Source organism: Endozoicomonas sp. OPT23 (genome assembly GCF_009653635.1).
In the GTDB taxonomy this organism is placed as follows: domain Bacteria; phylum Pseudomonadota; class Gammaproteobacteria; order Pseudomonadales; family Endozoicomonadaceae; genus Endozoicomonas_A.
In genome coordinates this window covers 74,564-96,975 of sequence record NZ_PPFD01000001.1, presented here as the reverse complement: position 1 = coordinate 96,975, position 22,412 = coordinate 74,564, and the positions used below count along the sequence as shown (strand labels likewise).

Annotated in this window: 24 protein-coding genes; 14 read left to right on the top strand and 10 right to left on the bottom strand. The window is 46.2% G+C overall.

From position 1 onward, the window contains the following. Positions 1–6: 6 nt before the first annotated feature. Positions 7–213 (top strand): DUF2892 domain-containing protein, encoded by a 207-nt coding sequence (locus EOPP23_RS00395; protein WP_153764000.1) that lies wholly within the window; start codon positions 7–9, stop codon positions 211–213. On the opposite strand, the gene EOPP23_RS00390 is transcribed toward EOPP23_RS00395, so the two are convergent. Continuing rightward, the gene (locus EOPP23_RS00390) at positions 210–1,844 is read right to left on the bottom strand and encodes a protein kinase (protein ID WP_153763999.1); all 1,635 of its coding nucleotides are present in this window, start codon (positions 1,842–1,844) and stop codon (positions 210–212) included. The two genes, EOPP23_RS00395 and EOPP23_RS00390, sit on opposite strands and share 4 nt — an antisense overlap. A gap of 262 nt (positions 1,845–2,106) precedes the next feature. Between EOPP23_RS00390 and EOPP23_RS00385 the strand changes: the two genes are divergently transcribed. Beyond that, positions 2,107–3,603: an autotransporter domain-containing protein gene (locus EOPP23_RS00385; protein ID WP_153763998.1), complete on the top strand. Its 1,497-nt coding sequence runs from the start codon at positions 2,107–2,109 to the stop codon at positions 3,601–3,603. Between the two features lie 16 nt (positions 3,604–3,619). Here the strand turns inward: EOPP23_RS00385 and ggt are convergent, their stop codons facing one another. Both ggt and EOPP23_RS00375 read right to left on the bottom strand, forming a co-directional pair. Further along, entirely contained in the window at positions 3,620–5,371 is a 1,752-nt protein-coding gene (ggt, locus tag EOPP23_RS00380) for a gamma-glutamyltransferase (RefSeq protein ID WP_153763997.1), read from the bottom strand. A gap of 102 nt (positions 5,372–5,473) precedes the next feature. Then, positions 5,474–6,037: a TetR/AcrR family transcriptional regulator gene (locus tag EOPP23_RS00375; protein ID WP_153763996.1), complete on the bottom strand. Its 564-nt coding sequence runs from the start codon at positions 6,035–6,037 to the stop codon at positions 5,474–5,476. Positions 6,038–6,188: 151 nt separating this feature from the next. Here EOPP23_RS00375 and EOPP23_RS00370 point away from each other — a divergent pair, with 151 nt between their 5' ends. The 4 genes from EOPP23_RS00370 to EOPP23_RS00355 all read left to right on the top strand — a co-directional run bounded on the left by EOPP23_RS00370 (position 6,189) and on the right by EOPP23_RS00355 (position 9,726). After that, positions 6,189–6,830, top strand: a complete 642-nt coding sequence (locus EOPP23_RS00370) for a glutathione S-transferase family protein (RefSeq protein WP_153763995.1) — start codon at positions 6,189–6,191, stop codon at positions 6,828–6,830. A 277-nt stretch (positions 6,831–7,107) separates the two neighbouring features. Then, the gene (locus tag EOPP23_RS00365; protein ID WP_153763994.1) at positions 7,108–8,103 is read left to right on the top strand and encodes an RING finger protein; all 996 of its coding nucleotides are present in this window, start codon (positions 7,108–7,110) and stop codon (positions 8,101–8,103) included. 337 nt (positions 8,104–8,440) lie between these two features. Next, complete coding sequence (locus EOPP23_RS00360) at positions 8,441–8,767, top strand: DUF6508 domain-containing protein (protein ID WP_153763993.1); 327 nt, start codon at positions 8,441–8,443, stop codon at positions 8,765–8,767. Continuing rightward, a complete protein-coding gene (locus EOPP23_RS00355; RefSeq protein ID WP_153763992.1) occupies positions 8,764–9,726 on the top strand; it encodes a metallophosphoesterase in 963 nt (320 codons plus the stop codon). Before EOPP23_RS00360 ends, EOPP23_RS00355 begins: the two co-directional genes overlap by 4 nt. On the opposite strand, the gene EOPP23_RS00350 is transcribed toward EOPP23_RS00355, so the two are convergent. Continuing rightward, positions 9,723–10,175, bottom strand: coding sequence for an HPP family protein (locus tag EOPP23_RS00350; RefSeq protein ID WP_153763991.1), 453 nt, complete (start codon positions 10,173–10,175; stop codon positions 9,723–9,725). The two genes, EOPP23_RS00355 and EOPP23_RS00350, sit on opposite strands and share 4 nt — an antisense overlap. Before the next feature lie 132 nt (positions 10,176–10,307). On the opposite strand from EOPP23_RS00350, the gene EOPP23_RS00345 reads away from it, so the two are divergent. Next, a complete protein-coding gene (locus tag EOPP23_RS00345) occupies positions 10,308–10,859 on the top strand; it encodes a TetR/AcrR family transcriptional regulator (protein ID WP_153763990.1) in 552 nt (183 codons plus the stop codon). 22 nt (positions 10,860–10,881) lie between these two features. Here the strand turns inward: EOPP23_RS00345 and yegD are convergent, their stop codons facing one another. After that, positions 10,882–12,255 carry a molecular chaperone gene (gene yegD / locus EOPP23_RS00340; RefSeq protein ID WP_228550510.1) on the bottom strand — a complete coding sequence of 458 codons (1,374 nt, stop codon included), beginning with the start codon at positions 12,253–12,255 and terminating at the stop codon, positions 10,882–10,884. Positions 12,256–12,498: 243 nt separating this feature from the next. On the opposite strand from yegD, the gene EOPP23_RS00335 reads away from it, so the two are divergent. Beyond that, on the top strand, positions 12,499–13,887 hold the full coding sequence (locus EOPP23_RS00335; RefSeq protein ID WP_153763988.1) for an aminopeptidase: 1,389 nt from the start codon (positions 12,499–12,501) through the stop codon (positions 13,885–13,887). 49 nt (positions 13,888–13,936) lie between these two features. Here EOPP23_RS00335 and EOPP23_RS00330 read toward each other — a convergent pair whose 3' ends face one another. After that, entirely contained in the window at positions 13,937–14,287 is a 351-nt protein-coding gene (locus EOPP23_RS00330; protein WP_153763987.1) for a hypothetical protein, read from the bottom strand. 68 nt (positions 14,288–14,355) lie between these two features. Then, positions 14,356–14,541, bottom strand: coding sequence for a hypothetical protein (locus EOPP23_RS00325; RefSeq protein ID WP_153763986.1), 186 nt, complete (start codon positions 14,539–14,541; stop codon positions 14,356–14,358). A gap of 172 nt (positions 14,542–14,713) precedes the next feature. On the opposite strand from EOPP23_RS00325, the gene EOPP23_RS00320 reads away from it, so the two are divergent. Both EOPP23_RS00320 and EOPP23_RS00315 read left to right on the top strand, forming a co-directional pair. Next, the gene (locus EOPP23_RS00320) at positions 14,714–14,989 is read left to right on the top strand and encodes a hypothetical protein (protein WP_153763985.1); all 276 of its coding nucleotides are present in this window, start codon (positions 14,714–14,716) and stop codon (positions 14,987–14,989) included. Positions 14,990–15,071: 82 nt separating this feature from the next. Beyond that, entirely contained in the window at positions 15,072–16,058 is a 987-nt protein-coding gene (locus EOPP23_RS00315; protein ID WP_194842440.1) for a hypothetical protein, read from the top strand. Here EOPP23_RS00315 and EOPP23_RS00310 read toward each other — a convergent pair. Beyond that, on the bottom strand, positions 16,051–16,491 hold the full coding sequence (locus EOPP23_RS00310) for a hypothetical protein (RefSeq protein WP_153763983.1): 441 nt from the start codon (positions 16,489–16,491) through the stop codon (positions 16,051–16,053). The genes EOPP23_RS00315 and EOPP23_RS00310 overlap by 8 nt on opposite strands. Positions 16,492–16,675: 184 nt before the next feature. Then, positions 16,676–17,152 (bottom strand): FKBP-type peptidyl-prolyl cis-trans isomerase, encoded by a 477-nt coding sequence (locus EOPP23_RS00305; protein WP_370514567.1) that lies wholly within the window; start codon positions 17,150–17,152, stop codon positions 16,676–16,678. A gap of 230 nt (positions 17,153–17,382) precedes the next feature. Between EOPP23_RS00305 and EOPP23_RS00300 the strand changes: the two genes are divergently transcribed. Further along, complete coding sequence (locus tag EOPP23_RS00300) at positions 17,383–18,303, top strand: TAXI family TRAP transporter solute-binding subunit (protein WP_153763982.1); 921 nt, start codon at positions 17,383–17,385, stop codon at positions 18,301–18,303. An 89-nt stretch (positions 18,304–18,392) separates the two neighbouring features. After that, positions 18,393–20,270 carry a TRAP transporter fused permease subunit gene (locus EOPP23_RS00295; protein ID WP_153763981.1) on the top strand — a complete coding sequence of 626 codons (1,878 nt, stop codon included), beginning with the start codon at positions 18,393–18,395 and terminating at the stop codon, positions 20,268–20,270. Between the two features lie 33 nt (positions 20,271–20,303). On the opposite strand, the gene EOPP23_RS00290 is transcribed toward EOPP23_RS00295, so the two are convergent. After that, a complete protein-coding gene (locus EOPP23_RS00290) occupies positions 20,304–20,900 on the bottom strand; it encodes a hypothetical protein (RefSeq protein ID WP_153763980.1) in 597 nt (198 codons plus the stop codon). Positions 20,901–21,080: 180 nt separating this feature from the next. On the opposite strand from EOPP23_RS00290, the gene EOPP23_RS00285 reads away from it, so the two are divergent. Both EOPP23_RS00285 and EOPP23_RS00280 read left to right on the top strand, forming a co-directional pair. Further along, positions 21,081–21,827, top strand: a complete 747-nt coding sequence (locus EOPP23_RS00285) for an SDR family oxidoreductase (RefSeq protein ID WP_153763979.1) — start codon at positions 21,081–21,083, stop codon at positions 21,825–21,827. Next, the gene (locus EOPP23_RS00280; RefSeq protein WP_153763978.1) at positions 21,827–22,387 is read left to right on the top strand and encodes a dienelactone hydrolase family protein; all 561 of its coding nucleotides are present in this window, start codon (positions 21,827–21,829) and stop codon (positions 22,385–22,387) included. The genes EOPP23_RS00285 and EOPP23_RS00280 overlap by 1 nt, the downstream gene beginning before the upstream one ends. The last annotated feature ends 25 nt before the right edge of the window (positions 22,388–22,412 follow it).

The window sequence follows — 22,412 nt, the reverse complement described above, 5'->3', positions numbered from 1 at the left end:
ATTAAAATGACCGTTGAACGCGCTGTTTTTGCCTTTGCTGGCTGCATGGTAATGCTGTCTGTTGCACTGACTTATTTTGTACACCCGAACTTTGTCTGGTTGACCGTTTTTGTCGGTGCCAATCTACTGCAGTTCAGCTTTACCGGTTTCTGCCCTGCTGCCATGCTGTTTAAAAAGCTGGGGATAAAGACTGAACGACAGTGTGCTGCTTAATGTTTTTCATCCGGTCCCTTTCCGAGGGGCTTTGCTTCATCTCCAACAGGCTTAAGCAAACTCTCCAGCTTCTGGATTTCAAGTGTTTTTAGCTCAATGCTGCGCTCTACTTTCTCCTTGCGTGTAATCAGCTCTTCACTGGATTTCTCTTCAACAGCCCCCTCTGCCAATACCTCATCTTCGTCGTCTTCATCATGAAGGTTAGCAATCTCTTGATTCAGTCGACGAAGTGATGCTTTTTCAACTCTCTCATCCTGCTGGAGCTTATCCAGTCGGTTTCTCAGAGAGTACTCCTGACTCCGATCATTCAGTTTATCCATTTGCGCCTGCAGCTGTTTTAGATCAGCCTCCAGCTCTGCTATTGCTGGTGAAAGATCTGTTTCCGACTTACCTTCCAACTGCTTTAGCCTGACAAGTTTTTCTCTGTGTTCAGTCTGCAATGCCAGATAGCTTGGTTCAGAGTCCGAAACACTTTTGAAGGCTGGATGCGACGCCACTTCTTCAGCAGATAATCGCTTATCCGGATTAACCTCCAACATTCCGGAGAGTAACTTTTTTATATTCTCACTGAGTGATGGATCCTGAGTTACGGTCTGGATATATTCTTCTCTCTTCTGCTCATCAACTACCTTTTCCCCTACCTGTCCAGTGGAATTGAGTACCAGCTTTTGAAACCCGGGCCTCTTACCTGTGAGCATCTCTGCAAAACTAAGCCCCAGAGACCATACATCCGCCTTCAACGAGTATGGTTCACTTTTCATCATTTCCGGAGGCATATACTCTGAAGTCCCTGCAACTCCTTCAAATACTCTGGCGCCACCGGGAGCTTCCGGTGAAGCAATGCTCATCCCAAAATCAATAATTCTGGCTTTTCCCTGATTGCTCAGCATCATATTTTCCGGCTTGATATCTCTGTGTGCTATCCCCATCTTATGCGCTTTTTGGAGCGTCCTACTGAGCTGACCACCAATATCCTGAAATGTTGTTTCATCCAGATTCTGACCTTTCAACTGAAAGCTCACTTTGCCAGTTTCCTGATCAATTTGTGTTTTACCGTGAATCATCACATTAAGACCTGTTCCTGCATCTTCCATGATGACCCGAAAGTATTCCTCATCAACATCAGCTACAGCTTTGTACTCAGATGTCTGTTCATCAGAAAACACTTTTGGTGCATCCGGATAGACTTTCTGCATAGCTGCTTCATATTTTGCTCTGTTGAGTCTGTAGATTCCTCCAGAAGTGGTTGTGTCTTCCAGATGAGCTTCTTTCAGAACAGATGTCCGAGTAAAAAATGGAGACTGATCATGCGTTTGCCTTTCAGGGATCGCTCTGAATACCTGCCCCTCAAACCCTCTACCTAGTATTGCCCCCTTGCCGGCACTCCTCATGCCACCTTTGCTGTCGGGTATATAGCCTGCCGGATTCGACTGGCTTTCGATCTTACGTCGTCTCAACGAGACTCGAATACGTGCAACCAGCCTCTTTCGTAGTTGGCTGAGGTATTTGAACCCACCGAACGAGAAAACCCTGCGTTTGTTTTTCGTCACCGCCTCTTCTCGAACGGGCTTCTTACCCAATGGTGTAATCTGAGGCTGCTTCTGATTTGGACCAATGGGAGGGAGACTCATCGCTTAATACCTATCATTTCACTGCAGATAGATATCGGCCCAAACGTTCCATTGAAAAGGGTCAGCTGATCTTACTCAAAAAACTGTCATCTGCTCTTATTTAAGGAACGGTTCCAATGGCGCATAAAAATATAAATAATAAAAAACATTAATATTCAACAAGCTACCTTCTGCTCTCTGAATCCGTTGCATTCACTGGGAACAATACACCGTCTCACCTGTCTTACTCCTGAATAATCAAAATAGAAACTGGGGGAAAGGCATGTCTTTGAAAAAAGGCGTTTTTAAAAAAAGTCTTCTAGCTATGATCCTTTCAACTACTGGTGTTGTCAGTAGCAACGCCCTCTGTCAAGTTCATACATTCAACGACATTCATCACGCTCTCTCATCGCTGCATTTTTCTAAAGACAGCTACCCAGACTTTAACGAAGTTAAAAATGTTGCTCTCAAACTATTAAGAGAAAGTGCCCCTCAAGGCAGACCCTTTGAAGAAATGGTTGAGCTGAACAAACATCACACAACCTATTACGATGCCCTCACCTACGTTATCAATCATCAGGAAGACCTGCCCGTAAAACCATTACAAACCGAAAAACCCTGGCAAGAAGACGTGCATGCAGATAGCTCCCCTGAGCAAAGCAGCAATAACCAGCAGATACCTGTTACTGAAACTAATCAACAGCCAACAGCTTCAAGGAAACCTCTGACTCCTACAGAGAACCAAGCCAGCACACTCTTTTCTGCGGGCCTGAACCAGACTGTTTCAGTCTTCACAACTCAATCCATGAGCCAGCATGCCTCGGCAATCAGCAGTTTTATAACCGGACAAGTGTTGGCAGAGGCCAGGCTTCAGGATACAGAAACTACAGAGCTTCAGGCTTCCACAGGCAGAATGACCAATACCTTTGCTTCTCCCATCCGTGAAGGTGGTGTTTACAGCTATGGTCAAATGTATGGCTTCAAGATGGATCAAGGAAGGGTCGACGACACTGCGGGCTTTAATGCCGACGGTTACGGTATTGAAGTTGGCCTTCTGAAGCAGCTCACTCCTGAGTGGACCGCTGGTGTCATGATTGGCATTCAAAAAATGGACAGCCAATTTAAGGAGTCACTGGCTCAGTTGAATGCCCAGAGTTTCCGTATTGGTCCTTTCGTAGCCTGGAACAGCGGAGACTGGCACCTCAATGGTGCTCTGACCTACGGAATCACCCGTTTCAACAACAAACGTACCGACCCACTGGATGGCACTCAGTATCACTCCAGCCTCAAATCCAAAGAGTGGACTGCCTATGCTTCTACCGGCTATGACTTCAGCCTTGATGACCTTCTGACAGGGTTTATTCTGACGCCTAATGTGGAACTGATTTATATCCACAACTCTGTCGATAGCTTCAGGGAGAAAGGTGAAGGTAAACGTGCTTTGAAAATCGAAAAGCAGAGCAGTCAGGGCTGGGTTGTTCGCACCGGGATGAACCTTATCTGGGCACTGCCTGATACGGAGTGTTCAAAACAACTGCGTGCAGGTCTTGGTTACCAGAATAGTTTCCTGAAAGACTCTAAAATATCGTTTGGCTTTGCAAACCAGAGCGGAATTCAAAGCCTGAAGGCGGGTGATTATGGCCGCAAATCGATTTATTACAATCTTGGTTACAGCCAGCATATGAAGAGCGATCAGAACATTCATATCGATTACTTTGGTTCTTCAGGTAATAAAAGTCAGAGCCATGCCATAGCTCTGACCTACGAAATGAAATTCTGATCAAACCGGGGCTTTATTAAAGCCCCAGCGCAACACCTTCTCTTCTTGGATCAGCCCCGCCTTCTAGCCCCTGTTCAGTGACGACAATGCCGTGCAACCCGCTGTTCAGATCACGAATCTTCACTTTATAACCAAGCTTTTCCAGTTCTGGCCTCAGATTGACTGCATCCGTTCCTTCTTCCAGCTCATAGCGCCCCCATGGGTTTAGCAGATGAGGTGTAGAAATAGCTTCCTGAATATTCATTCCCCAGTCGATATGAGCAATCAGGGTTTTTGCGACATAACTGATAATACGACTGCCGCCCGGTGAACCGACAACCATATACAGCTTGTTGTTTTCGTCCAGCACAATGGTCGGTGCCATAGATGACCTGGGTCTTTTTCCTGGCTGAACACGGTTAGCCACTGGCTTACCGTCTTTCTCAGCAACAAATGAAAAGTCCGTCATCTCATTGTTCAGCAAAAAACCACCCGCCATAAGTCGTGAACCAAAGGCATTTTCAATGGTGGTTGTCATCGACAGAGCACTGCCTTCGGCATCGACAATGGATATATGGCTGGTTGATGGCAGTTCAATAGACTCATCATCCGCAAACAGCGTTGCTATGGTTTTATCAGGATTACCGGCAACTACTTTTTCCAGCGCTTTTTCAGTCTTGAGCAGCTCAGCACGCTGAGCCATATATTCTTTGTTCAACAGGCCTTCAACAGGTACAGGAACAAAGTCACTGTCTGCCAGATAGCGCCCCCTGTCAGCAAAAGCCAGTCTGGAAGCTCCGGCAAACAGCCTCCATGACTCGGGGTTAGTTGCTCCCAATGCCGGCAGGTCAAAGCTCTCTAACATGCCCAGTATCTGGTTAACCGTTGTTGCACCCGAACTCGGAGGCCCCATACCACAGACATTGAACTGCCTGTATTCAGTGCAAACCGGCTGGCGTTCAATCACCTGATAATTTTTCAAATCGTTAAGCGACAATTTTCCGGGATTCCCCTTGGCATTCCGCACTGTCGACACAATTTCTTCAGCAAGCTTTCCCTGATAAAACGCGGAAGAGCCACTTCTGGCTATTTGTCGAAGACTTTCAGCAAACTCAGGATTCTGTAAAACGACACCTGCCTGTAAAGGTCTTCCGGTTGCATCAAAGAAGTAATCACGGGTTTTGCTGTAGCGAGAAAGACGGGCTTTGTCCTTTTCAATCAGTTTTGCCAATCTTGGTGAAATGGCAAAACCACTGTCAGCCAGTTCAATGGCCGGTTGGAACAACTCTTTCCATGCCAGCTTGCCATAACGTGAATGCATCTCTTCCAGCAGCTTAACTGTGCCAGGAGTACCAACGGAACGACCACCAACAACGGCGTCATAAAACTTCAGTGGCTTGCCTTTTTCATCCAAAAACAGTGCTTCGGTCGCTTCAGAAGGAGCACTTTCACGGCCATCCAGTGTTGCTAAAGTCTGGCTTTTACCATCGAAATAAAGTGCAAATGCACCTCCACCAATACCAGATGATTGCGGCTCAACCAGATTAAGAACCAACTGAACGGCTATTGCTGCATCTGCAGCTGAACCACCTTTAGCCAGAACGTCTCTGCCCGCTTTTGCTGCCAGAGGGTTAGCGGCCGCAACCATCTGTTTACCTGCACGAACCAGCTGCTTGGATTCAAGCCCTGTGGCTTCTTCAGGTGCCAGCTCATCATCATTGGCTGTCACGGATAGAGTGCAGGAGAGCAGACAGCTCAAAGCTGTCAGTCGAAACGTCCTGTTCAACATAAAGTCAGTGCCTTTTATTTTTATAGGTGAAGCGAGTGAAAAGTGTTCAAAAAAACATCAAAAGTATTGATAGCATAGATTTGATACCGATCAAACAAGACATCAGTCGGCTATAGGCAGAAGGGCAATAAGCTGTTCAACGGCAGCTTTAATACAGCTTCGTTCCATCTCCAGCTTTCCCATTCCGGCAATGGTAAAACTCTGCATACTGATCAGACAGGTAAGCGCTTCTCTGTTAACTGACTCAGGAAGGTTTGCTGCATCAATATTTGCTTTTACAAGCATTCTCAGGCCTTCAACACCTGCCATCACTTGTTCCAGAACATTTTCACTGAGCAACTTCCGCTCACTGAGACTTAGAGCAATCAGACACCCTCTTGGGTCTGTATGTTCCGCCATGGTTCGCAGCAGGTCATGAATATTATTCATTCCCTGTGGCTGCCTGAGCAGTAATTCAACGACAGGTCTGCGTAACTCCTGATAGCGAGCCAGAGCTTCCAGAAACAACTCTTCCTTGTTGCCGAATTCGTTATACAAACTGCGCTTGTTCAGCCCTGTTTCAGTCATCAGGTCACTGAGTGAACTGGCTGCGTAGCCTTTTTCCCAAAACACTTTCAGTGCCTGACCGATGACTTCACCACGCTGATAACTCTTGGGTCTGGCCAACTGTTAGCCTCTCTGGATTCTGATAAATGAAAACGCCTATACAACGATTATAACGATAACGAACCGTTCGGTAAAAAATCTTGCCAAAGACATTTGTCTTGTATAATGTATTTCACCAATCGGTTACTTATCATATCTATTGAGGAAAAACATGACCACTGTCTACGGTATTCCGCTGTCCCCATTTGCCCGTAAAGTTATTCTGGCTCTGGAAGCCAAAGGTATTGAATACACAGTGAACCCTGTGACTCCGATGGATAAGCCGGAAGGCTTTGAAGAGATCAGCCCGCTGGGGAAAATCCCCGCCATTAAAGACGACATGGTTACTCTCGCTGATTCTTCCGTAATTTGTGAGTATCTGGATCAGCGTTATCCTGAAACGCCTATCTACCCGGAAGGTCTGCTGGAACGCACCCGGGCGCGCTGGCTGGAAGAGTATGCTGACACTGCCGTTATCGGTGTTGCCGGCCCTATCTTCTTCGAACGTGTAGTTAAAACAAAACTGATGGGGCAGGAAGCGGATGAAGCCCGTGTTCAGGAAGTTATTTCTGAAGAAATGCCAAAGGTTTACGGCTACCTGAACGATCAACTGGGCGACACTGGTTTCCTGGCAGGAGACAGCCTGACCGCTGCAGACTTCTCAGTTGGTTCCAGCCTGATTAATGCCATGTATGCCGGTGTCGATGTAGATGCGGCTCAATGGCCAAAACTGGCTGCTTACAAGGATCGCCTGTTCGCTACCGAATTGTTCAGTCACCGTCTGGCTGCTGATAAGGCCATGATGACCGTATAAATCAGCGATGGGTGAAGAAACATTTTTTCGTCACCCATGAGAATGGAAACCGTTGCGGTACAAATTTTATCATGCTCACAGCGCACTCCTTCTCAGAAATAAATATGATGTAACTGAGCTTGAAGAGCTATTGAAGAGTGATCTGAGCGCGTACTGACAGTACAGTAAACTCTTAAAATGTCAGTGATACTGCCCCTTTTGTCAGAAAATACATGAACGTTTTTACTAAATAGGTATCCAAACTGGATTGAAGCTGACTTTTTAGGAGACGCTCACCATGTTAGGAACTGCAGTTACAGAGAGCTCGGGAAAAACTTGCACAATTTGTATGGAACCCTCAGGTCCCCCAACTTCTCCACAAGAAGTAGCCGAGTGGAATGGTAATACTGTTGCTGTTCAGTGCGGCCATGCCTACCACGCAGAATGCATCTCGAACTGGATAGGTAGAGGAAACAATAACTGCCCTAACTGTCGAGAAGCTATTCCTCTTAAACAAAGAGAAATCATTACTACAAATAGCCCCGTTACAGTACCTGATTCAGAAGGTGGACAAGCTTATAGTGCACTTACAGACCAACCTGAAACGGAACAAGCCTTAGATCGTTTCATTGGTTTTAGCGTCGCAATGATGGCTAGTACTATCCTGGCTAGACATATGCCAGATGGGCCACGTGCTTTCATACGAGATCTTCTAGGAAGAAGAAGGGTCGATGCAAATAACGTGAGAGTTCCGCAAGGAGCTGCTACAAATGATTCAACCTCAATAGCCAACGACCATAGAAACCGGACAACCCAACAAGAAAGAGCAATGAGCCCGACCAGAAATCGTACAACCGTTGAAACTTCCTGTGGCTCAGCACCGACTTGCTCTAGGGTCGAAAGACAGCCAGATTCATATGATAAGAATAGAGATTATTTTAAAACAGACTCAAAACTAAAGGAGCTATATACAAAAGCATTAACTTACCAAGCAGATATGTCATTCGGCTGTTCAGCTATAACTCATACACCTGTTGAGGTTTCTTGTTATTCCCCGGCTGACTCTCAGCCTGGAGGACAACCAGATCTAAATCTAAACGGTAATAATAAAACTGGTATTGAAAAAGACTCCAAACCCATGAGGCCATATCTGAAAACATGGCCTCGCAAAGCTACTGAATTGCCCAAGACAAGTGTCAAGAACGAGAAACATTCTGCTCAGTCAGTGCATAGCGATAACGCTATTATCAGGAAGCTAATCTCTATGGGCGTGGCTATCCATGTTGACAGTTAACATTAAGCCTGACCGCTGATAAGGCCATGATAGGCAGTTAACACTTACAAAAAGGTCTGATGACTCTCATCAGACCTGCTTTAGTCTCTCCTGCTTACCAACCCTCTGGCAAAAAATTAGAATACCTTTTAATTCACACACTTCAGCTTCTTCCATTTGCAGAAACACTGCACAGAAGTACTAATAACTCACAGGTTTTGTTATGAGCAGTAAGGCATGCCAAAAATCGATCAACACCAGTCAGGCTATTGAGAAAAATTCAGTAGACGTCGATTTAATATCCTTAAAAAAATCCGACTATTCCACAAGGAATCCACAGCTCTACTGAACTCTATCGGTGATACCCAGCTCAGCATGGCTGGAGCTGCTGGATCAATACAGTATCTGCCTGACAGGACTGGATTGGTCGGACTGGCTTCAGCAACAGAAGCACAACCTGTCTGAACTTGAAGGGCTAACACAATGGCTGCCAACGGCCACACTTGATGACTGTCAGGCCTGGCTAACAGCATTGGCTCGCAGTGAACGCTTCAGCGATGGTAGCATTGCCGCCAGCATCAACCAGAAGACACTGCATACAGTGCTGGCACGGATAGAAGAACTGACCAGAAGAGCTCTGCAGGAGAACTCTTCAGGAGAACTCTACAGGAGAGAAACTGAGTGACAATTGAGCCGGGCATTACAGCGATCAAAAAAGAAGGTCTGATTTTTATTGGTGATATTCACGGCCAGCATCAAAAGCTGGTTGATCTTCTTGCCCACCTGAATTTTGATCCTGACACTTCCGGCAGCCTGGCCGACGAATACCAGTTGGTGTTTGTCGGTGATCTGGTCGACAACGCTGCACAACCTTCTGTAGACCACCTTTCAACATTGAAACTGGTTCGCTCCCTCGTCGAGACCGGTCATGCCTATTGCGTAATGGGAAACCATGAACTGAATGCTGTTGCCTGGAATATGACTGACGAAAATGGTCAGACACTGCGTAAACACTCAGAGAGAAACCTTAATCAGCATCAGGTCTTCCTTGAGCAGGCTCGCCCTGAATATGAATACTGGCTGGACTGGCTTAAACAACTTCCGTTGTTTATCGATTTTGGTGAAATCAGAGCTATTCATGCCTGCTGGCAGGACAGACTGATCAGCCAGCTAAAGCCTTATCTCGAAACTGATGGCCGTTTGAAAGCGCAACACTGGTCAGATGCTTTTAATGAAGAACATCCACTCTATAACCTGGTTGAAACTTCCTTGAAAGGCCCTGAAATTCCTTTGCCGGAAGGTTACATTTTCAAGGATGTGTCTGGTCATGCTCGCAAGAATATTCGAGCCGGTTGGTGGCTCAAAGAAGCTGATACTTACCTGAGTACTGCTCAGGTTCCTGCTGCTGCCATCAATGATATCCCTGACCTGACGATACCTGAAAGCCAGAGTATGGAAGCGCCTGAAAAACCGGTTATTGTCGGTCATTACACCAAATCAGGGCAGCCTTCCTGCCTCAGTAATAAAGTTGTTTGTGTCGACTACAACGCAGCTCGGGGAGAAAACCCATTAGTTGCCTATCTCTGGAATAAAGGTGAAACCACACTGAGCGACGGTGGTTTTAGATACATAGGTAACCGCTAATCAGTCAGTAACACCTTCCTTACTTTTCCTGCAACCATTCCCACCAGAATAATTGCCAGCGCCCCTGTTACCACAGGGGTCAGCAGAAAACTCCAGCTTTGTCCTGTCATCATAATCAGCATCGGGTTTGCACCAGCCGGTGGATGGGTTGTTTTGGTCATCAGCATACCGGTTACACCCAGGCCGGTCGCGATGGCCATTTCAACGAGGCCAACTCCAATATACTGAACAAAAATCACACCAATCAGTGCAGTCAGCAAGTGTCCAAAGAATACGTTTTGTGGCTGTGCCAAAGGGCTATCAGGCAATCCAAAAACAATAACCGCCGTAGCACCAAAGGGTGCCATCAGAAAGACAAATTCGGGATCAGTCTCACCAGCAAACCCCAGCAGGCCAATGGCCAAAGCGGCGGTTATTCCGGAAAACACATTGAGAAAAACATTTTTCATACTACTGATCTCGTACTGAACACTGCTCTTACATCAAAAGAGACAAGTCTGTCTCCTTTGACCACAAGTAGACAACTTGGTCTCTTTTTTGTCAACATGCACTTTCACTTATGAAGTTGTCGGGTGATGGCCTTGAACAAACAAACTCAGCTGATCGATGCTGCGCTGCAGCTCTTCTATGAAAAGGGTATTAACTCGGTGGGAATCAATGAGGTTCTCAAAACGACAGGTATCGCTAAAAAAACGCTCTATAACCATTTCAAAAGCAAAGATGAACTGGTGCTTGCTGCTCTGAAGAAAAGAGATCAGCAGTTTTTGATCTGGCTGGATAGAAGGCTGGAAGAAGCTGACAGCAAAGAGAAGGCTGTTGTCGTACTGTTTGAAAGCCTGACTGACTGGTTTCACAATCAGGTAGAAGAACTACCACCGTTTCGAGGCTGTTTTTTTATCAACTCAGCCATTGAGTGTGGTGTGGTAAACAACGAAATAGCTGCATACTGCAAAGATCATAAGCAACAGGTCAGACAGCTTCTTAGCAAGCGAATGTCCCACCTATCTGATGAAGTGCTCGATGTGATCTGTACTTTGAAGGAAGGAGCGATTGTCATGGCCTACGTTGCTGAAGATAAAAATGCCGCAATGAAATGCTTACCTTCAGCATTAACGTTGGTAGCTGGCAACTGAGTGCCAGCTATATCATCACGTCTCAGTTAAACACTCGCTGAGACCAAACGGTCAAACCGGAAGCAACACTGCCAAAGTGATCTCCATCGACCACTTCCAAACCCGGAAGTCGTTGTCTGATGGCTTCCTGAATCACCGGTGACTGCGCACTACCACCCGTCACATAAACCAGGTCAGGCATGGAACCGGCCTGAGCCAATGCATCATCAATCAGACTGATCATTTTGCTGACCGGTCGTTCAACTGCTTCTGCCATATCGTTGAAGTTGATGCTGTGGTTTAACGCCTGCTCTACATAAGCCAGATCAACCTGATGATCAGTCTTGTCGGATAATGCAATTTTGCTCTGCTCGGCACTGCGAACAAGCTGGTTATTCTGATGGTTGTTATAGAGTTTGATAAAACGCTTCAACAGCTCCGGCTGGCGACTGTCCCGCAGCAGTTGTTTCAACAGTAAACCGGTTTCCATGCTGTTAAAATCAGCTTGGGCACTGACATCATTGGTAGTCACGGCATTCAGAAAGACCTGCAGAGGCACAGGTTTTCCGCTTTTCAGCTGAGATTCACTGCCAAACAGTGGCAACAGGCAGTTACCCGCCATTTGAATATCCAGATCGTTACCGCCAACCCGCTCACCAGTATGGCCAATAAAGTCAGCACGACGATCGTCTTTTTTTCGATAGTCCGGCCCCATTCTGACTACCGCACAGTCAGTGGTACCACCACCGATATCAACGACAATAACTGTTTTGTTATCAGTCAGCTGTTGCTCAAAGTGCAGGCCCGCAGCAATAGGCTCGTAGAGAAATTCGACTTCTTTAAAACCGGCACGCTTTGCTGCAACCGTCAGAATCTCCAGTGCCTGCTGATTACTCTTTTCAGCGTTCAGCCCCTGAAAGTTCACAGGACGACCAATAACGGTATGAGTCAGAGGTTCTGAAAGCTGGGCATCTGCCTTGCTTTTGACGTTCAGCATCATCGCCGTCACGATATCTTCAAAGAAACCTACCTGTTGGGGTCTCAGACCACTGGCTCCCAGAAAAGACTTGGGAGATTTTACGAAGTAACCTTCTTCCGGCAGGCTGAAATACTGGTCAAAGGCTTCACGACCAAAGAACAGTGTTTGTTCGTCCGGCAGAAAACCTTCTTCACTTCTTACTCTGCGGGCATTCGCCAATGGTCCTGCACGCATTGCAATATAATCTTCACGGGCATTGCCGTTCATACCCAGACCGACAGACTCACAGATCAACTCACGAGCAATGGCGTAGAGTGTTGAAGGCAGGAAGACTTTATCGCCTTCCAGCTTCAGGAGCTGGCTTGCACCGCTATTTTGAAAAGCACCAAGTGCACAGTTAGAGGTACCATAGTCAAAACCACAAATCTGCATATTCATCCCTGACCATTGGAATTAAATGAAGAAAGAAAAAGGGCGGCGACATTAACATTTTTTTGCCGGATGTGAGAAGCCTGCACCTGTATATGTATTATCTGCAGTTCCTTTAAAGACTTGCCCTGCGTCAATACAGCCGAGCACCAGCTCACTATGCTGAACATCTTCAAGATTTTCATCCCCTCATCGGAAAGGCCTTAATCACCTGCCAAAGGCGCTAGAGGCGTTTCCGTACCAAGGAATTTTATGCTGTATACGCAGGAAAACGGCTGGAAAGGTCTCGATCGCCAACAACGTCAGGAGATCATCGACTTCTGTGAGCCTTACAAGGCATTTCTGGACAAAGGCAAAACCGAGCGTGAGTTTATCCTTGAATCCCTGAAGCTGGCCGAAGAAAACGGCTTCGAAGATGCTCTGTCAAAAAGCGAACTGAATCCCGGCGATAAAGTCTGGTTCAACCTTCGTGACAAGAACCTGGTGCTGGCGGTTATCGGTCAGGAGCCTCTGGCGAACGGTGCTGACTTTGTTGTTTCCCACGTTGACTCACCACGTCTCGACCTGAAACAGAAGCCATTGTACGAAGATTCTGAATTCGCTCTGCTGAAAACACACTACTACGGCGGTGTGAAGAAATACCAGTGGGCTTCCCGTCCTCTGGCACTGCACGGTGTTGTTGCGCTCAAGAGTGGCGCAAAAGTAAACATCACCATCGGTGAAGACGAGAACGATCCGGTATTTGTTATTCCAGATCTTCTGCCTCATCTGGACCACAAGGTTCAGCGTGAACGCAAAGCCAGCGAAGTGCTGAAAGGCAGCGAGATGCACGTTTTGGTTGGTTCTATTCCCTGTGAGTTCAACAATGAAGAGATCAAGGATGAAGTGAAGTACAACGTTTTGCAGAAGCTGAACTACATGTACGACATGACCGAAGAAGATTTTATCTCTGCCGAATTCGAGCTGGTACCTGCAGCAAAAGCTCGTGATATTGGTCTGGACCGTGGTCTGATCGGCTCCTATGGTCACGATGACCGCATCTGCGCCTGGACCTCTGTAAAAGCCATTACAGATATGGACCACACGCCAGAACGCACCGCTATCTGCTTTTTGGTGGATAAAGAAGAGATCGGTTCTAACGGTTCTACCGGCCTGCAGTCCCGCTACATTGAACACTTTATGGAAGAGCTGGCAGTTCGTACTCCTTCCAGTAAACACGACCGTCATGCGGTACGTCGCAGCTTCTGGAATTCACGTGCATTGTCTTCTGATGTAAACGCCGGCCTGAACCCGCTGTTTAAGCAGGTACACGACCAACAGAATGCATCAAGGCTGGGCTACGGTATTGTTCTGACCAAATACACCGGCTCCCGTGGCAAGTCTGGCAGTAACGATGCGGATGCAGAATTCATCGGTGAACTGCGAGCCCTATTTGATGGCGAAAACATCAAATGGCAAACCGGTATGCTAGGCGAAGTAGACGAAGGCGGTGGCGGTACAGTTGCCATGCTGCTGGCTCAATACGGTATCCGTACTATTGATGCTGGCGCAGCGTTGCTCTCCATGCATTCGCCAATGGAGGTCGCTTCCAAGTACGACATCCATGAGATTTATAAAGCTTACAGGGTCTTCTTTAGCTAAAGACAGGAAGGTCTGTTGAAGTATTTATGGCATCAACAGACCTTCATTTTCATCTGCAGTCACGCACATAGAAATAATCCAGACGGTCAGCAATCTTGTCTGATGTTGTACGAAACTGTCTCCAGTTCAGACCAACCCAGTAATTTGAAAGCTGGTTAGCCCAGGCTCTAAGCTTTGAGTCTCTCTCTTGTCTGGCGATATATTCGATCTCGGAAACAAGGCCATTGAGCTCAACATCCAGAATGGATGTATCTTCAATTCTGTTATCAATAAAGACTTCGTCAGCATAACGATCGATTATACGAATAGATGAGTCGAGCCTGTCACAAGATAATACTGCGAAGCTGGAACTGCTGAATAAAACAAGCGCCACAAAAACAGAAGATAAATAAACCTTCATCTTTTATCACCTTTGTATCTTAAATATTTATTTTTTAATTTCGAGGGAGTAGATTTATGAGAAAACATTTATAAAATTATAATTTCTTCTTCGACTATCACCTCTTCAACGATTACTTCTTCAATATATACATCTTCAATATATACATCCTCAATAATCACATCGTCGTATATTGGGCGCTCATCCACAACCACACAACCACCTAAAGATAGAACGAAAAAGGAAAGTGCGATGGTCTTAATATGGGGATACATTTATTTTAGCTCCAGCATTGTTTACTTAATCTTTTCAGAAGCCTATAGAAGCCAGCACAATCACCAGACAACAAAATTGAAAAGGTGTTTTTTATTTTTGGAAAATTAATTCATTAGTGATCCCTATATTCTCCAATAAATATAATAAATCTGAAAAAGGCATTATCAAGAGATGTATAAATTACTGGTTCCACTATTCCTTTCTCTAGCAAGTATCTCTTCTGCTTCTTCGATTATTATTGAAGAGACAATCATCGAAGAAATCACACCATCAATAACCATTGAAGAGACTATTGTTTATGAAGACTTTTCACCACTGCTAGTGGAAGAGGTTGTCATTACCGAAGATATATATTCACCTTCACTTATCATCGAAGAAACGATTTTAATTGATGACCCATATTCTTCAGATATCATCGAAGAAACCATAATCACCGAGATAAGATAACCTTCCTGATACTTGGGGTAGCAGAAGCCAATGAATGCCTGGCCTACCTAAAAATACCCACAGATTTTCCACAAGCCATCTTATGATTGTAAAAAAACTGATCACACCTTCCCTGACTTCTCTTTTGCTACTGTCTTCAGTTCTATCATTTGCCAGCAAGAACAGTAGCGAAGATATGCTTCCGTCAGACTGCTATAAAGAGGAGCTCTATGATCCTGAGGCCAAAGAGTGTTACCTGCCTTGCGAAGGACTTTCAGAAGCTGCCTGCATAGCTCTGGAAGACAAGGTTTATGGCGCTTTCGATGACTTTTTTGATAGTGCGTTTTCAGGTGGAACAAGCTTTGGGAGTAACAAGGACTTCCCTAAAACCCGCTATTCCATCGTCCCTGATCTGAGCCTAAAACTGTTAAAGCAGCCCAGAGAAAATGTAAAACCAGATGGAGATCAGTCCAGAGCTAAAAAAGTATGGTTTCTCACTAAAGAACTCTTTCCAGAAAGTTTCCTGAAAAAGCACTTCAGTGAATTTATTGTTTATTACAGCGGTAATGACCTCGGTTATGTTAAGCAAACAGACAATCCTGGGAAATGGATTCTCGGGATCAATCTGAATGAATACTCGATGCCAGTGAAAAAAGATTTTGTACACACACTGGTCCATGAAATAGGCCATGTAGTGTTTCTGAATCAGAGTCAGGTGAACAGCTATAAGTATGATGACTGTTTTAACTACCTGATAGATGAGGGCTGTGCCCGCACAGGCTCATACATAAATTCTTTCTACCAGAACTTTTGGAGAGACATTGCCAAAGAAAACAAGAGAACGAATGAAGATGAAGACAAGCTCTATGATTTCTATGAAAAATACAGAGCCCGTTTTGTCAGTGACTATGCCGCTACCAATCCAATAGAAGATGGTGCGGAGGTATTTACTCATTTTATTTTCAAAGGCAAACCCTCTGGCGACTCAGTGATCAACAGAAAAATACGTTCGTTGTATAAATACCCCGAGCTAAGAGAACTAAGGCGTCACATTCGTTCAGCTATGACGAAGGCTGAGTTTGTTAAATGACAGCTTTGCGAGGCAGTTTTCTGGCCAGCTTCAGCTTTTCCTTGTTCTCCTGCAGAAGTTTCAGGGAGTGCTGGACATAGAGGCTGGTTGAAACTTTCTCATTACAATAGTCTTCAAGCAGCTTCAGCCACTTTCCATGAATAGCGCACAGGCTTTCATCGCCCGTGCCTTTTAACGGGCAGTCCTGACACTGGATGTGAGATATCTGGCCAGTTGCCAGATGCCTTTCCCAGTTTCGACGATAGTTACGCGCATACAGCTCGACCCACTCCATTGCTTTAGCCTCCTGCTGCTCTACAGGAAACTTCGACACATGATTTTGCAGTATCTCCAACTGCTGCTGCAGGAATACCTCCTGCGACACATCAAAGTCACTTTGATGCGCTACAAACCTGATAATAAGTGCCAGCATGGGGTCATCGATTGTAAACATGGGAAATCCCGTAAACAGCGGACAAAAAAGGTAAGGAAGGTCGTAAAGGGAAAGAGTAAGCAGCGTTGTCCGGTTAGTGCTCGATACTCTCTGCCAGCTACGTCAGGAGAAGACTAGTTCAGAGAGTATCAATCGCCATTTAATTAATATGATTCGGTTTCAGACTTGATAACAGGCTGTGTTTTCACTCATTGATGCCAAGCAGTTCAACATCAAAAATCAGTGCTGAATTACCGGGAATTTTACCCGCACTGCGACTGCCGTAAGCAAGATTGGCTGGAATAAATAGACGGAACTTATCGCCCACATTCATCAGCTGCAAACCTTCAGTCCAGCCCGGAATCACCTGATTCAAACCAAAGGATATTGGTTGACCACGCTGTACAGAGCTGTCAAAAACAGAGCCGTCCACCAGCGTACCGTGATAGTGAACTCTAACCTTGTCCATCGCTGAAGGAGTAACGTCACCTTCAGCTTTTTCCAGAACCTTATACTGCAGACCAGACTCTGTGGTCGTCACTCCCTCTTCAGACTTATTCTGCTCCAGAAATGCCTGTCCTTTACCCAGAGCCTCCTTGGCCAGTTCCTTTCCTTTGGAGAAACGTCTGAAGCCCCAGAACATCATCGCGGCAATAAAAAAAACAATAATTAGGTTGGACACGGTTACACCTATTTATAAGAAGCTGGTTAGATCAACAGAAAATACCTTATCTATTGAACTTAAGGCCAGCTTCTCTCACTGATTTATTTGGTTTAAGCTGGAGCGATTGCGTGACTTCGACACGGCAGAGATACAATAAATCAGCCGTGAGCGAGATAAGCACTTTTTCGTCACCCCGGGTGAGGAAAAAATGTTCAGGATAAAAATAAAAACACACAGGGATAACACACATGCGTAAGCTTCTGACGTTTGCAGCAGCTCTGCTGCTTCCTATCATGGCCTCGGCCAACAATTACTCCATAGGCACTGGTGGCCAGAGCGGAATTTATTATCCGTTTGGTGGCGCACTGGCCAAGGTCTGGTCTGACAAGGTAGACGGCATCAATGTTAAAGCCGAAGTGTCTGCCGCTTCCGTAGAAAACACCATCAAGGTAGTTAAGGGCGATATGCTGGCTGGTCTGGCTATGGGTAACGTGGTTCTGGATGCCTACAATGGTGAAGGCAAGTTCCCCGCCAAGATGCCCGTAAAGGTTCTCTTCGCTCTTTATCCAAACCTGATTCACGGCGTGGCTCTGAACAAGTCCGGCATCACGGGTCTTTCTGATCTGAAAGGCAAGCGTATCTCTCTGGGTGCGCCAGGTTCAGGCACAGCCGTTTCTTCTGAAGCACTACTGAAGTCTGTTGGCCTGAATGCCGGTAAAGACTTCAATGCGGTTTACCTGAACTTCTCTGAAACCACTAATGCACTGGCTAATGGTCAGATCGATGCAGGCTTTCTGGTTGGCGGTCAGGGCGTAGGTGCAGTAACCCAGTTGGCACTGACCCACGACATCAAGGTGCTGTCTATTTCCGACAAGGAGCAGGCTGACTTTAAAAAGGCCTACCCTGCTTACAGCAGCTACACCATTCCAGCGAACGTTTATAACAAGGTGGGTACTGTGAACACTCTGAGTGTATGGAACGTTCTGGTTGTGAACGAGAGCATGTCTGATGACGTTGCTTACGAACTGACCAAAGCAGCCTTTGAAAACATTGGCGATGTTCGCAAGGTGGTCAAAGCAGCCAATTTCACCACTCTGGATAACGCTACCAGCCTGAGCGGTGTGCCTCTGCACCCCGGTGCTCAGAAGTACCTGAGCACCGCAAAGTAAACTGTTGTGTCAATCTAAAGGCAGGCTTTTTTAGCCTGCCTTTTTACTCAATGATTTCTGACTAATTATAAAAAGCAAGGAAGTCTCTAATGACCAGAGCAGTGCTGAAGTTGTCAGGATGGCTTATCTTTCTTTTGGCTGTCTCACTTTCTGCCTTTCAGATCTGGCAGGGAACCACCTCCACCATTTCTGCCACCTATTTCCGACCAGCACACCTCAGCTGGGTGATGGTACTGATTTTTCTTTATTACCCGTTAATTAAAGACGAGCAGCATAAGCTGTTTCTTCCTTCCCGCTTTCTGGATCTCGGGCTGGCCATTGCTTCAGTTGCTTCCGGGTATCTAATTGTCAGCTTTGACTACAACGATATTAACTATCTTCTCTATGGCCTTAGCAACATCAACCTGATCGCTGGCTGTGCCAGTATCTTTCTGTTGATGGAAGCCTGTCGTCGCACGGTTGGCTGGGTAATGGTGGCCATTGCCATGACCTTCTTTGCCTACAGTGCTTTTGGCAATCTCTTGCCTGGAGTACTTGCTACTAAAGCTTACTCTTTGCAGGAGCTGATTCAGTTCCAGATTTATTCCAGTAACGGTATTTTTGGTTCGGCTCTTGGTATTGCCGCTACCACTGTTTTCATCTTCGTATTGTTCGGCGCTTTTCTGGAAGTCACCGGCGCAGGTAAGTTCTTTATCGATCTGGCTTTTTCCATTGCTGGAAAATATCGTGGAGGACCAGCCAAGGCTGCGGTTATAGCCTCAGCTGGCTTGGGTTCTATCTCCGGTTCCGCTATCGCCAATACAGTAACCACCGGCTCTATCACTATACCCATGATGAAGAAGCTCGGTTATAAACCTGAGCAGGCCGCCGGTATTGAAGCTGCTGCTTCTACAGGTGGACAAATTATGCCACCTATTATGGGTGCCGGAGCTTTTGTTATGGCTCAGTTTACCGGTGTGCCATACAGCGAAATAATGCTGGCTTCCATTGCTCCGGCCATTCTCTATTTTTTCTGTACTCTGTTGTACGTTCACATCATGGCCTGCAAACTGAATCTCAGTGCGGCAGAAAAGACCGAAGCCGCATGGTCTGTTATGAAACAGGGCGCACACTTTCTGTTACCGCTGATTCTGATTACCACATTGTTATTGATGGCATTTTCACCGTTGCTGGTTGGTGTAGCGGGTTGTGCGGCTATCATTGTCACCGCTGCTCTGCGCTCTCACAGTCGTATTGGTATCAGAAAGGTCATGGAAGGTATGAAGGCAGGTGCACTTCTGGCACTGCCCATTTCTGTGGCCTGTGCTTCAGCGGGAATCATCGTTGGCGTGGTGGGACAAACAGGCATTGGTCTGCAGTTTACCCAGTTCGTGACTGAGCTTTCCGGCGGTTATATGTTTACCGCACTGCTGCTGATCAGCCTTGTTGCACTGGTGCTTGGAATGGGTTTGCCGGTAACCGCAGCTTATATTGTTCTGGCTGTTATGGCTGTGCCCCTGTTAGGCGACTTTGGCTTACCACTGCTGACCTCTCACCTGCTGGTGTTCTGGCTGTCACAGACGTCTAACGTCACTCCACCTATCGCTCTTGCAGCCTTTGCGGGCGCTGGTGTTGCTAATGCCAACCCGATGAAGTCCTCTGTTGAAGCGTTCAAACTTGCAGCAGGGTTGTTTGTGATTCCACTGATGATGGCTTATTCAGGTTTGATCAATACTGGCGGAGAGACCTTTGAGTTTATTCTCAGCGTATTGATGACTCTGGCCATTATTGTCGCTATGGCGCTGGGCATTGAAGGGTATCTGTTGCGGAAATTGACTCTAGTCGAAAGACTGGTTTGTCTGGCCTGTATGCCATTACTGATGTTTGACCCAGCGGGCTATGGTTTTGTTGGACTGATTTTTGTCGCTGCTGTTGTTGCAATGCAATGGCTTCACAAAGATGACAAGTTACATCAACTGGCTCGATAACCAGGGGGCGTTCTCAATTAGTCTATGCGGTAGTCAGCCCGCTGCTTTCATCAGTGTTTTGACTACTGCTCTTTCTCCCGAATGCATAAACAACCGTGGAATGTATTTCAGCATATCTTCCGTAAAGTCTTCCCCACCATCGATCAGAGCCTTAATTACGCTGAGGATTATTTTTCCACGCAGCCGCTCGACATTACTTGTCGTCACCTTACTCATATTCATTTTACCTGCAAGCATATCCGGAAAAAGCTTTTCGACTTTATCCATAGTGCTTTCTACTTTGAAAATGGTCATAGTCGTTGGGTCAATGGGTACACCCAGAGCCTGGAGCAAACGCGCCAATCGATCCGGTTTCTTGGCAAAATACTCCATTGCTTCACAGAGGGACTGTCGGGGATTCAATAGGTGTGCAGCAAATCCTTGCACTTCCTCACCAACATACCGAACAGGCGTTGCAATGATGGAAGGAGCATATCTGACGGTAAGGTTAACCGGGTTCAAAGTATTTAAAGCACTCAATGCATATCCGGTAGCACCAAACAGTGATTTACCTGTAGCAACAGTCGCTTTTCTGCCAAAGGCCATATAGCTGGTAATGCTTTCACAAGCTCCAGATATGGCTTGATTCATACTCAGCTTCGGCATGTTATGCTTGTTACAGAAAACACTGCTCATTGCATACATGAGTCACTCCCCCTGACTTCTCTCCCTGAGACACACTCAGATTAATACAGGAAGTAAGGCTGTTTGCCTGACAAGGCAGCAAGTACAACTGACAAATTATCAAGCTATAACAACAACTAGAGAATCATGAAGAAAGTCGCTCTTATTACCGGTTCCAGCCGTGGCATCGGCGCAGCCTCAGCCAGACTACTGGCTGAAAAAGGCTACGATATCTGCATCAACTATCTCAAGAATGCTGAACAGGCAGAACGCCTTGCTGAAGAACTTCAAAGCCATGAAGTGAATGTTATAGCTGTGCAGGCAGATGTATCACAGGAAGAGGATGTCGTTCGATTGTTCACTACCATTGATGACCTGCTTGGTGCTGTTACTGCTCTGGTCAATAATGCCGCAATCCTTCTTCCTCAAACGACCGTAGAAGAAATGTCAGCTGAACGCATCAATCGAATGATGACCACCAATATCACCAGTTATTTCCTTTGCTGTCGTGAAGCGGTTAAGCGCATGGCTATCAAGAATGGTGGTAATGGCGGAGCCATTGTTAACGTTTCTTCTGCCGCTTCACGAATCGGTGCTGCCAATGAATATGTGGATTACGCTGCTTCTAAAGGCGCTATTGATACTCTCACCCGTGGCCTGAGCAATGAAGTTGCGGGTGAGGGAATTCGAGTAAACTGCGTTCGACCCGGCCTTATTTATACCGATATGCACGCCGATGGTGGTGAACCCGGTCGCGTTGATCGATTGAAAAGCTCACTTCCTTTGCAACGCGGTGGCACAGCGGAAGAAGTTGCTAATAGCATTGCATGGCTGCTGTCTGATGAAGCGTCCTACATCACAGGGTCGTTTACCGATATTGCTGGCGGCCGCTGATGATTCAGCACCTGATAGTTGCTGATATTTTTGGCAGAACACCTGCACTGGATGAGTTGGCGAATGCCATGCCTGTCTCTACCGATACTGTTGATCCATACAACGGCCGGTTTATGGGTTTTGACAGTGAACAGCAGGCCTATAACTACTTCTGCACTGAAGTAGGGTTAGAGAATTACTGCTCTCACCTTAAAAGACAGCTTGATGCTATTGAGCATCCCGTTGTTTTAACAGGGTTCAGTGTTGGAGCCAGCGCTATATGGAAACTGTCCGAGTCCACTAAATCAGAACGGATAAAAGCTGCATTTTGCTTTTATGGTTCTCAAGTTCGGCATGAATTGAACATCCAGCCTGAATGTCCTATTACGTTAATCCTGCCAGAGTTTGAGCCGCACTTTTCTATTCAACAGTTGCATGATGACTTGAAAGGAAGACGTAATATCAGACTGACTGAAAGCCATTACCTTCATGGTTTTATGAATCAGTATTCCGGAAATTTTTCTGAGGAAGGTTATCAGCAGTTTTTGATGTGGCTGATAAATAGATTAAAGAATATTTGAAATGAAACCGGCTTCAACAAAGCAG

What these genes read in the sequence shown, in the direction of transcription:
- EOPP23_RS00395 (WP_153764000.1), top strand. Translation starts at nt 7, where the DNA reads ATGACCGTTGAACGCGCTGTTTTTGCCTTTGCTGGCTGCATGGTAATG.
- EOPP23_RS00390 (WP_153763999.1), bottom strand. Translation starts at nt 1,844, where the DNA reads ATGAGTCTCCCTCCCATTGGTCCAAATCAGAAGCAGCCTCAGATTACA.
- EOPP23_RS00385 (WP_153763998.1), top strand. Translation starts at nt 2,107, where the DNA reads ATGTCTTTGAAAAAAGGCGTTTTTAAAAAAAGTCTTCTAGCTATGATC.
- ggt (WP_153763997.1), bottom strand. Translation starts at nt 5,371, where the DNA reads ATGTTGAACAGGACGTTTCGACTGACAGCTTTGAGCTGTCTGCTCTCC.
- EOPP23_RS00370 (WP_153763995.1), top strand. Translation starts at nt 6,189, where the DNA reads ATGACCACTGTCTACGGTATTCCGCTGTCCCCATTTGCCCGTAAAGTT.
- EOPP23_RS00365 (WP_153763994.1), top strand. Translation starts at nt 7,108, where the DNA reads ATGTTAGGAACTGCAGTTACAGAGAGCTCGGGAAAAACTTGCACAATT.
- EOPP23_RS00350 (WP_153763991.1), bottom strand. Translation starts at nt 10,175, where the DNA reads ATGAAAAATGTTTTTCTCAATGTGTTTTCCGGAATAACCGCCGCTTTG.
- yegD (WP_228550510.1), bottom strand. Translation starts at nt 12,255, where the DNA reads ATGAATATGCAGATTTGTGGTTTTGACTATGGTACCTCTAACTGTGCA.
- EOPP23_RS00335 (WP_153763988.1), top strand. Translation starts at nt 12,499, where the DNA reads ATGCTGTATACGCAGGAAAACGGCTGGAAAGGTCTCGATCGCCAACAA.
- EOPP23_RS00330 (WP_153763987.1), bottom strand. Translation starts at nt 14,287, where the DNA reads ATGAAGGTTTATTTATCTTCTGTTTTTGTGGCGCTTGTTTTATTCAGC.
- EOPP23_RS00325 (WP_153763986.1), bottom strand. Translation starts at nt 14,541, where the DNA reads ATGTATCCCCATATTAAGACCATCGCACTTTCCTTTTTCGTTCTATCT.
- EOPP23_RS00320 (WP_153763985.1), top strand. Translation starts at nt 14,714, where the DNA reads ATGTATAAATTACTGGTTCCACTATTCCTTTCTCTAGCAAGTATCTCT.
- EOPP23_RS00315 (WP_194842440.1), top strand. Translation starts at nt 15,072, where the DNA reads ATGATTGTAAAAAAACTGATCACACCTTCCCTGACTTCTCTTTTGCTA.
- EOPP23_RS00310 (WP_153763983.1), bottom strand. Translation starts at nt 16,491, where the DNA reads ATGTTTACAATCGATGACCCCATGCTGGCACTTATTATCAGGTTTGTA.
- EOPP23_RS00300 (WP_153763982.1), top strand. Translation starts at nt 17,383, where the DNA reads ATGCGTAAGCTTCTGACGTTTGCAGCAGCTCTGCTGCTTCCTATCATG.
- EOPP23_RS00295 (WP_153763981.1), top strand. Translation starts at nt 18,393, where the DNA reads ATGACCAGAGCAGTGCTGAAGTTGTCAGGATGGCTTATCTTTCTTTTG.
- EOPP23_RS00290 (WP_153763980.1), bottom strand. Translation starts at nt 20,900, where the DNA reads ATGAATCAAGCCATATCTGGAGCTTGTGAAAGCATTACCAGCTATATG.
- EOPP23_RS00285 (WP_153763979.1), top strand. Translation starts at nt 21,081, where the DNA reads ATGAAGAAAGTCGCTCTTATTACCGGTTCCAGCCGTGGCATCGGCGCA.
- EOPP23_RS00280 (WP_153763978.1), top strand. Translation starts at nt 21,827, where the DNA reads ATGATTCAGCACCTGATAGTTGCTGATATTTTTGGCAGAACACCTGCA.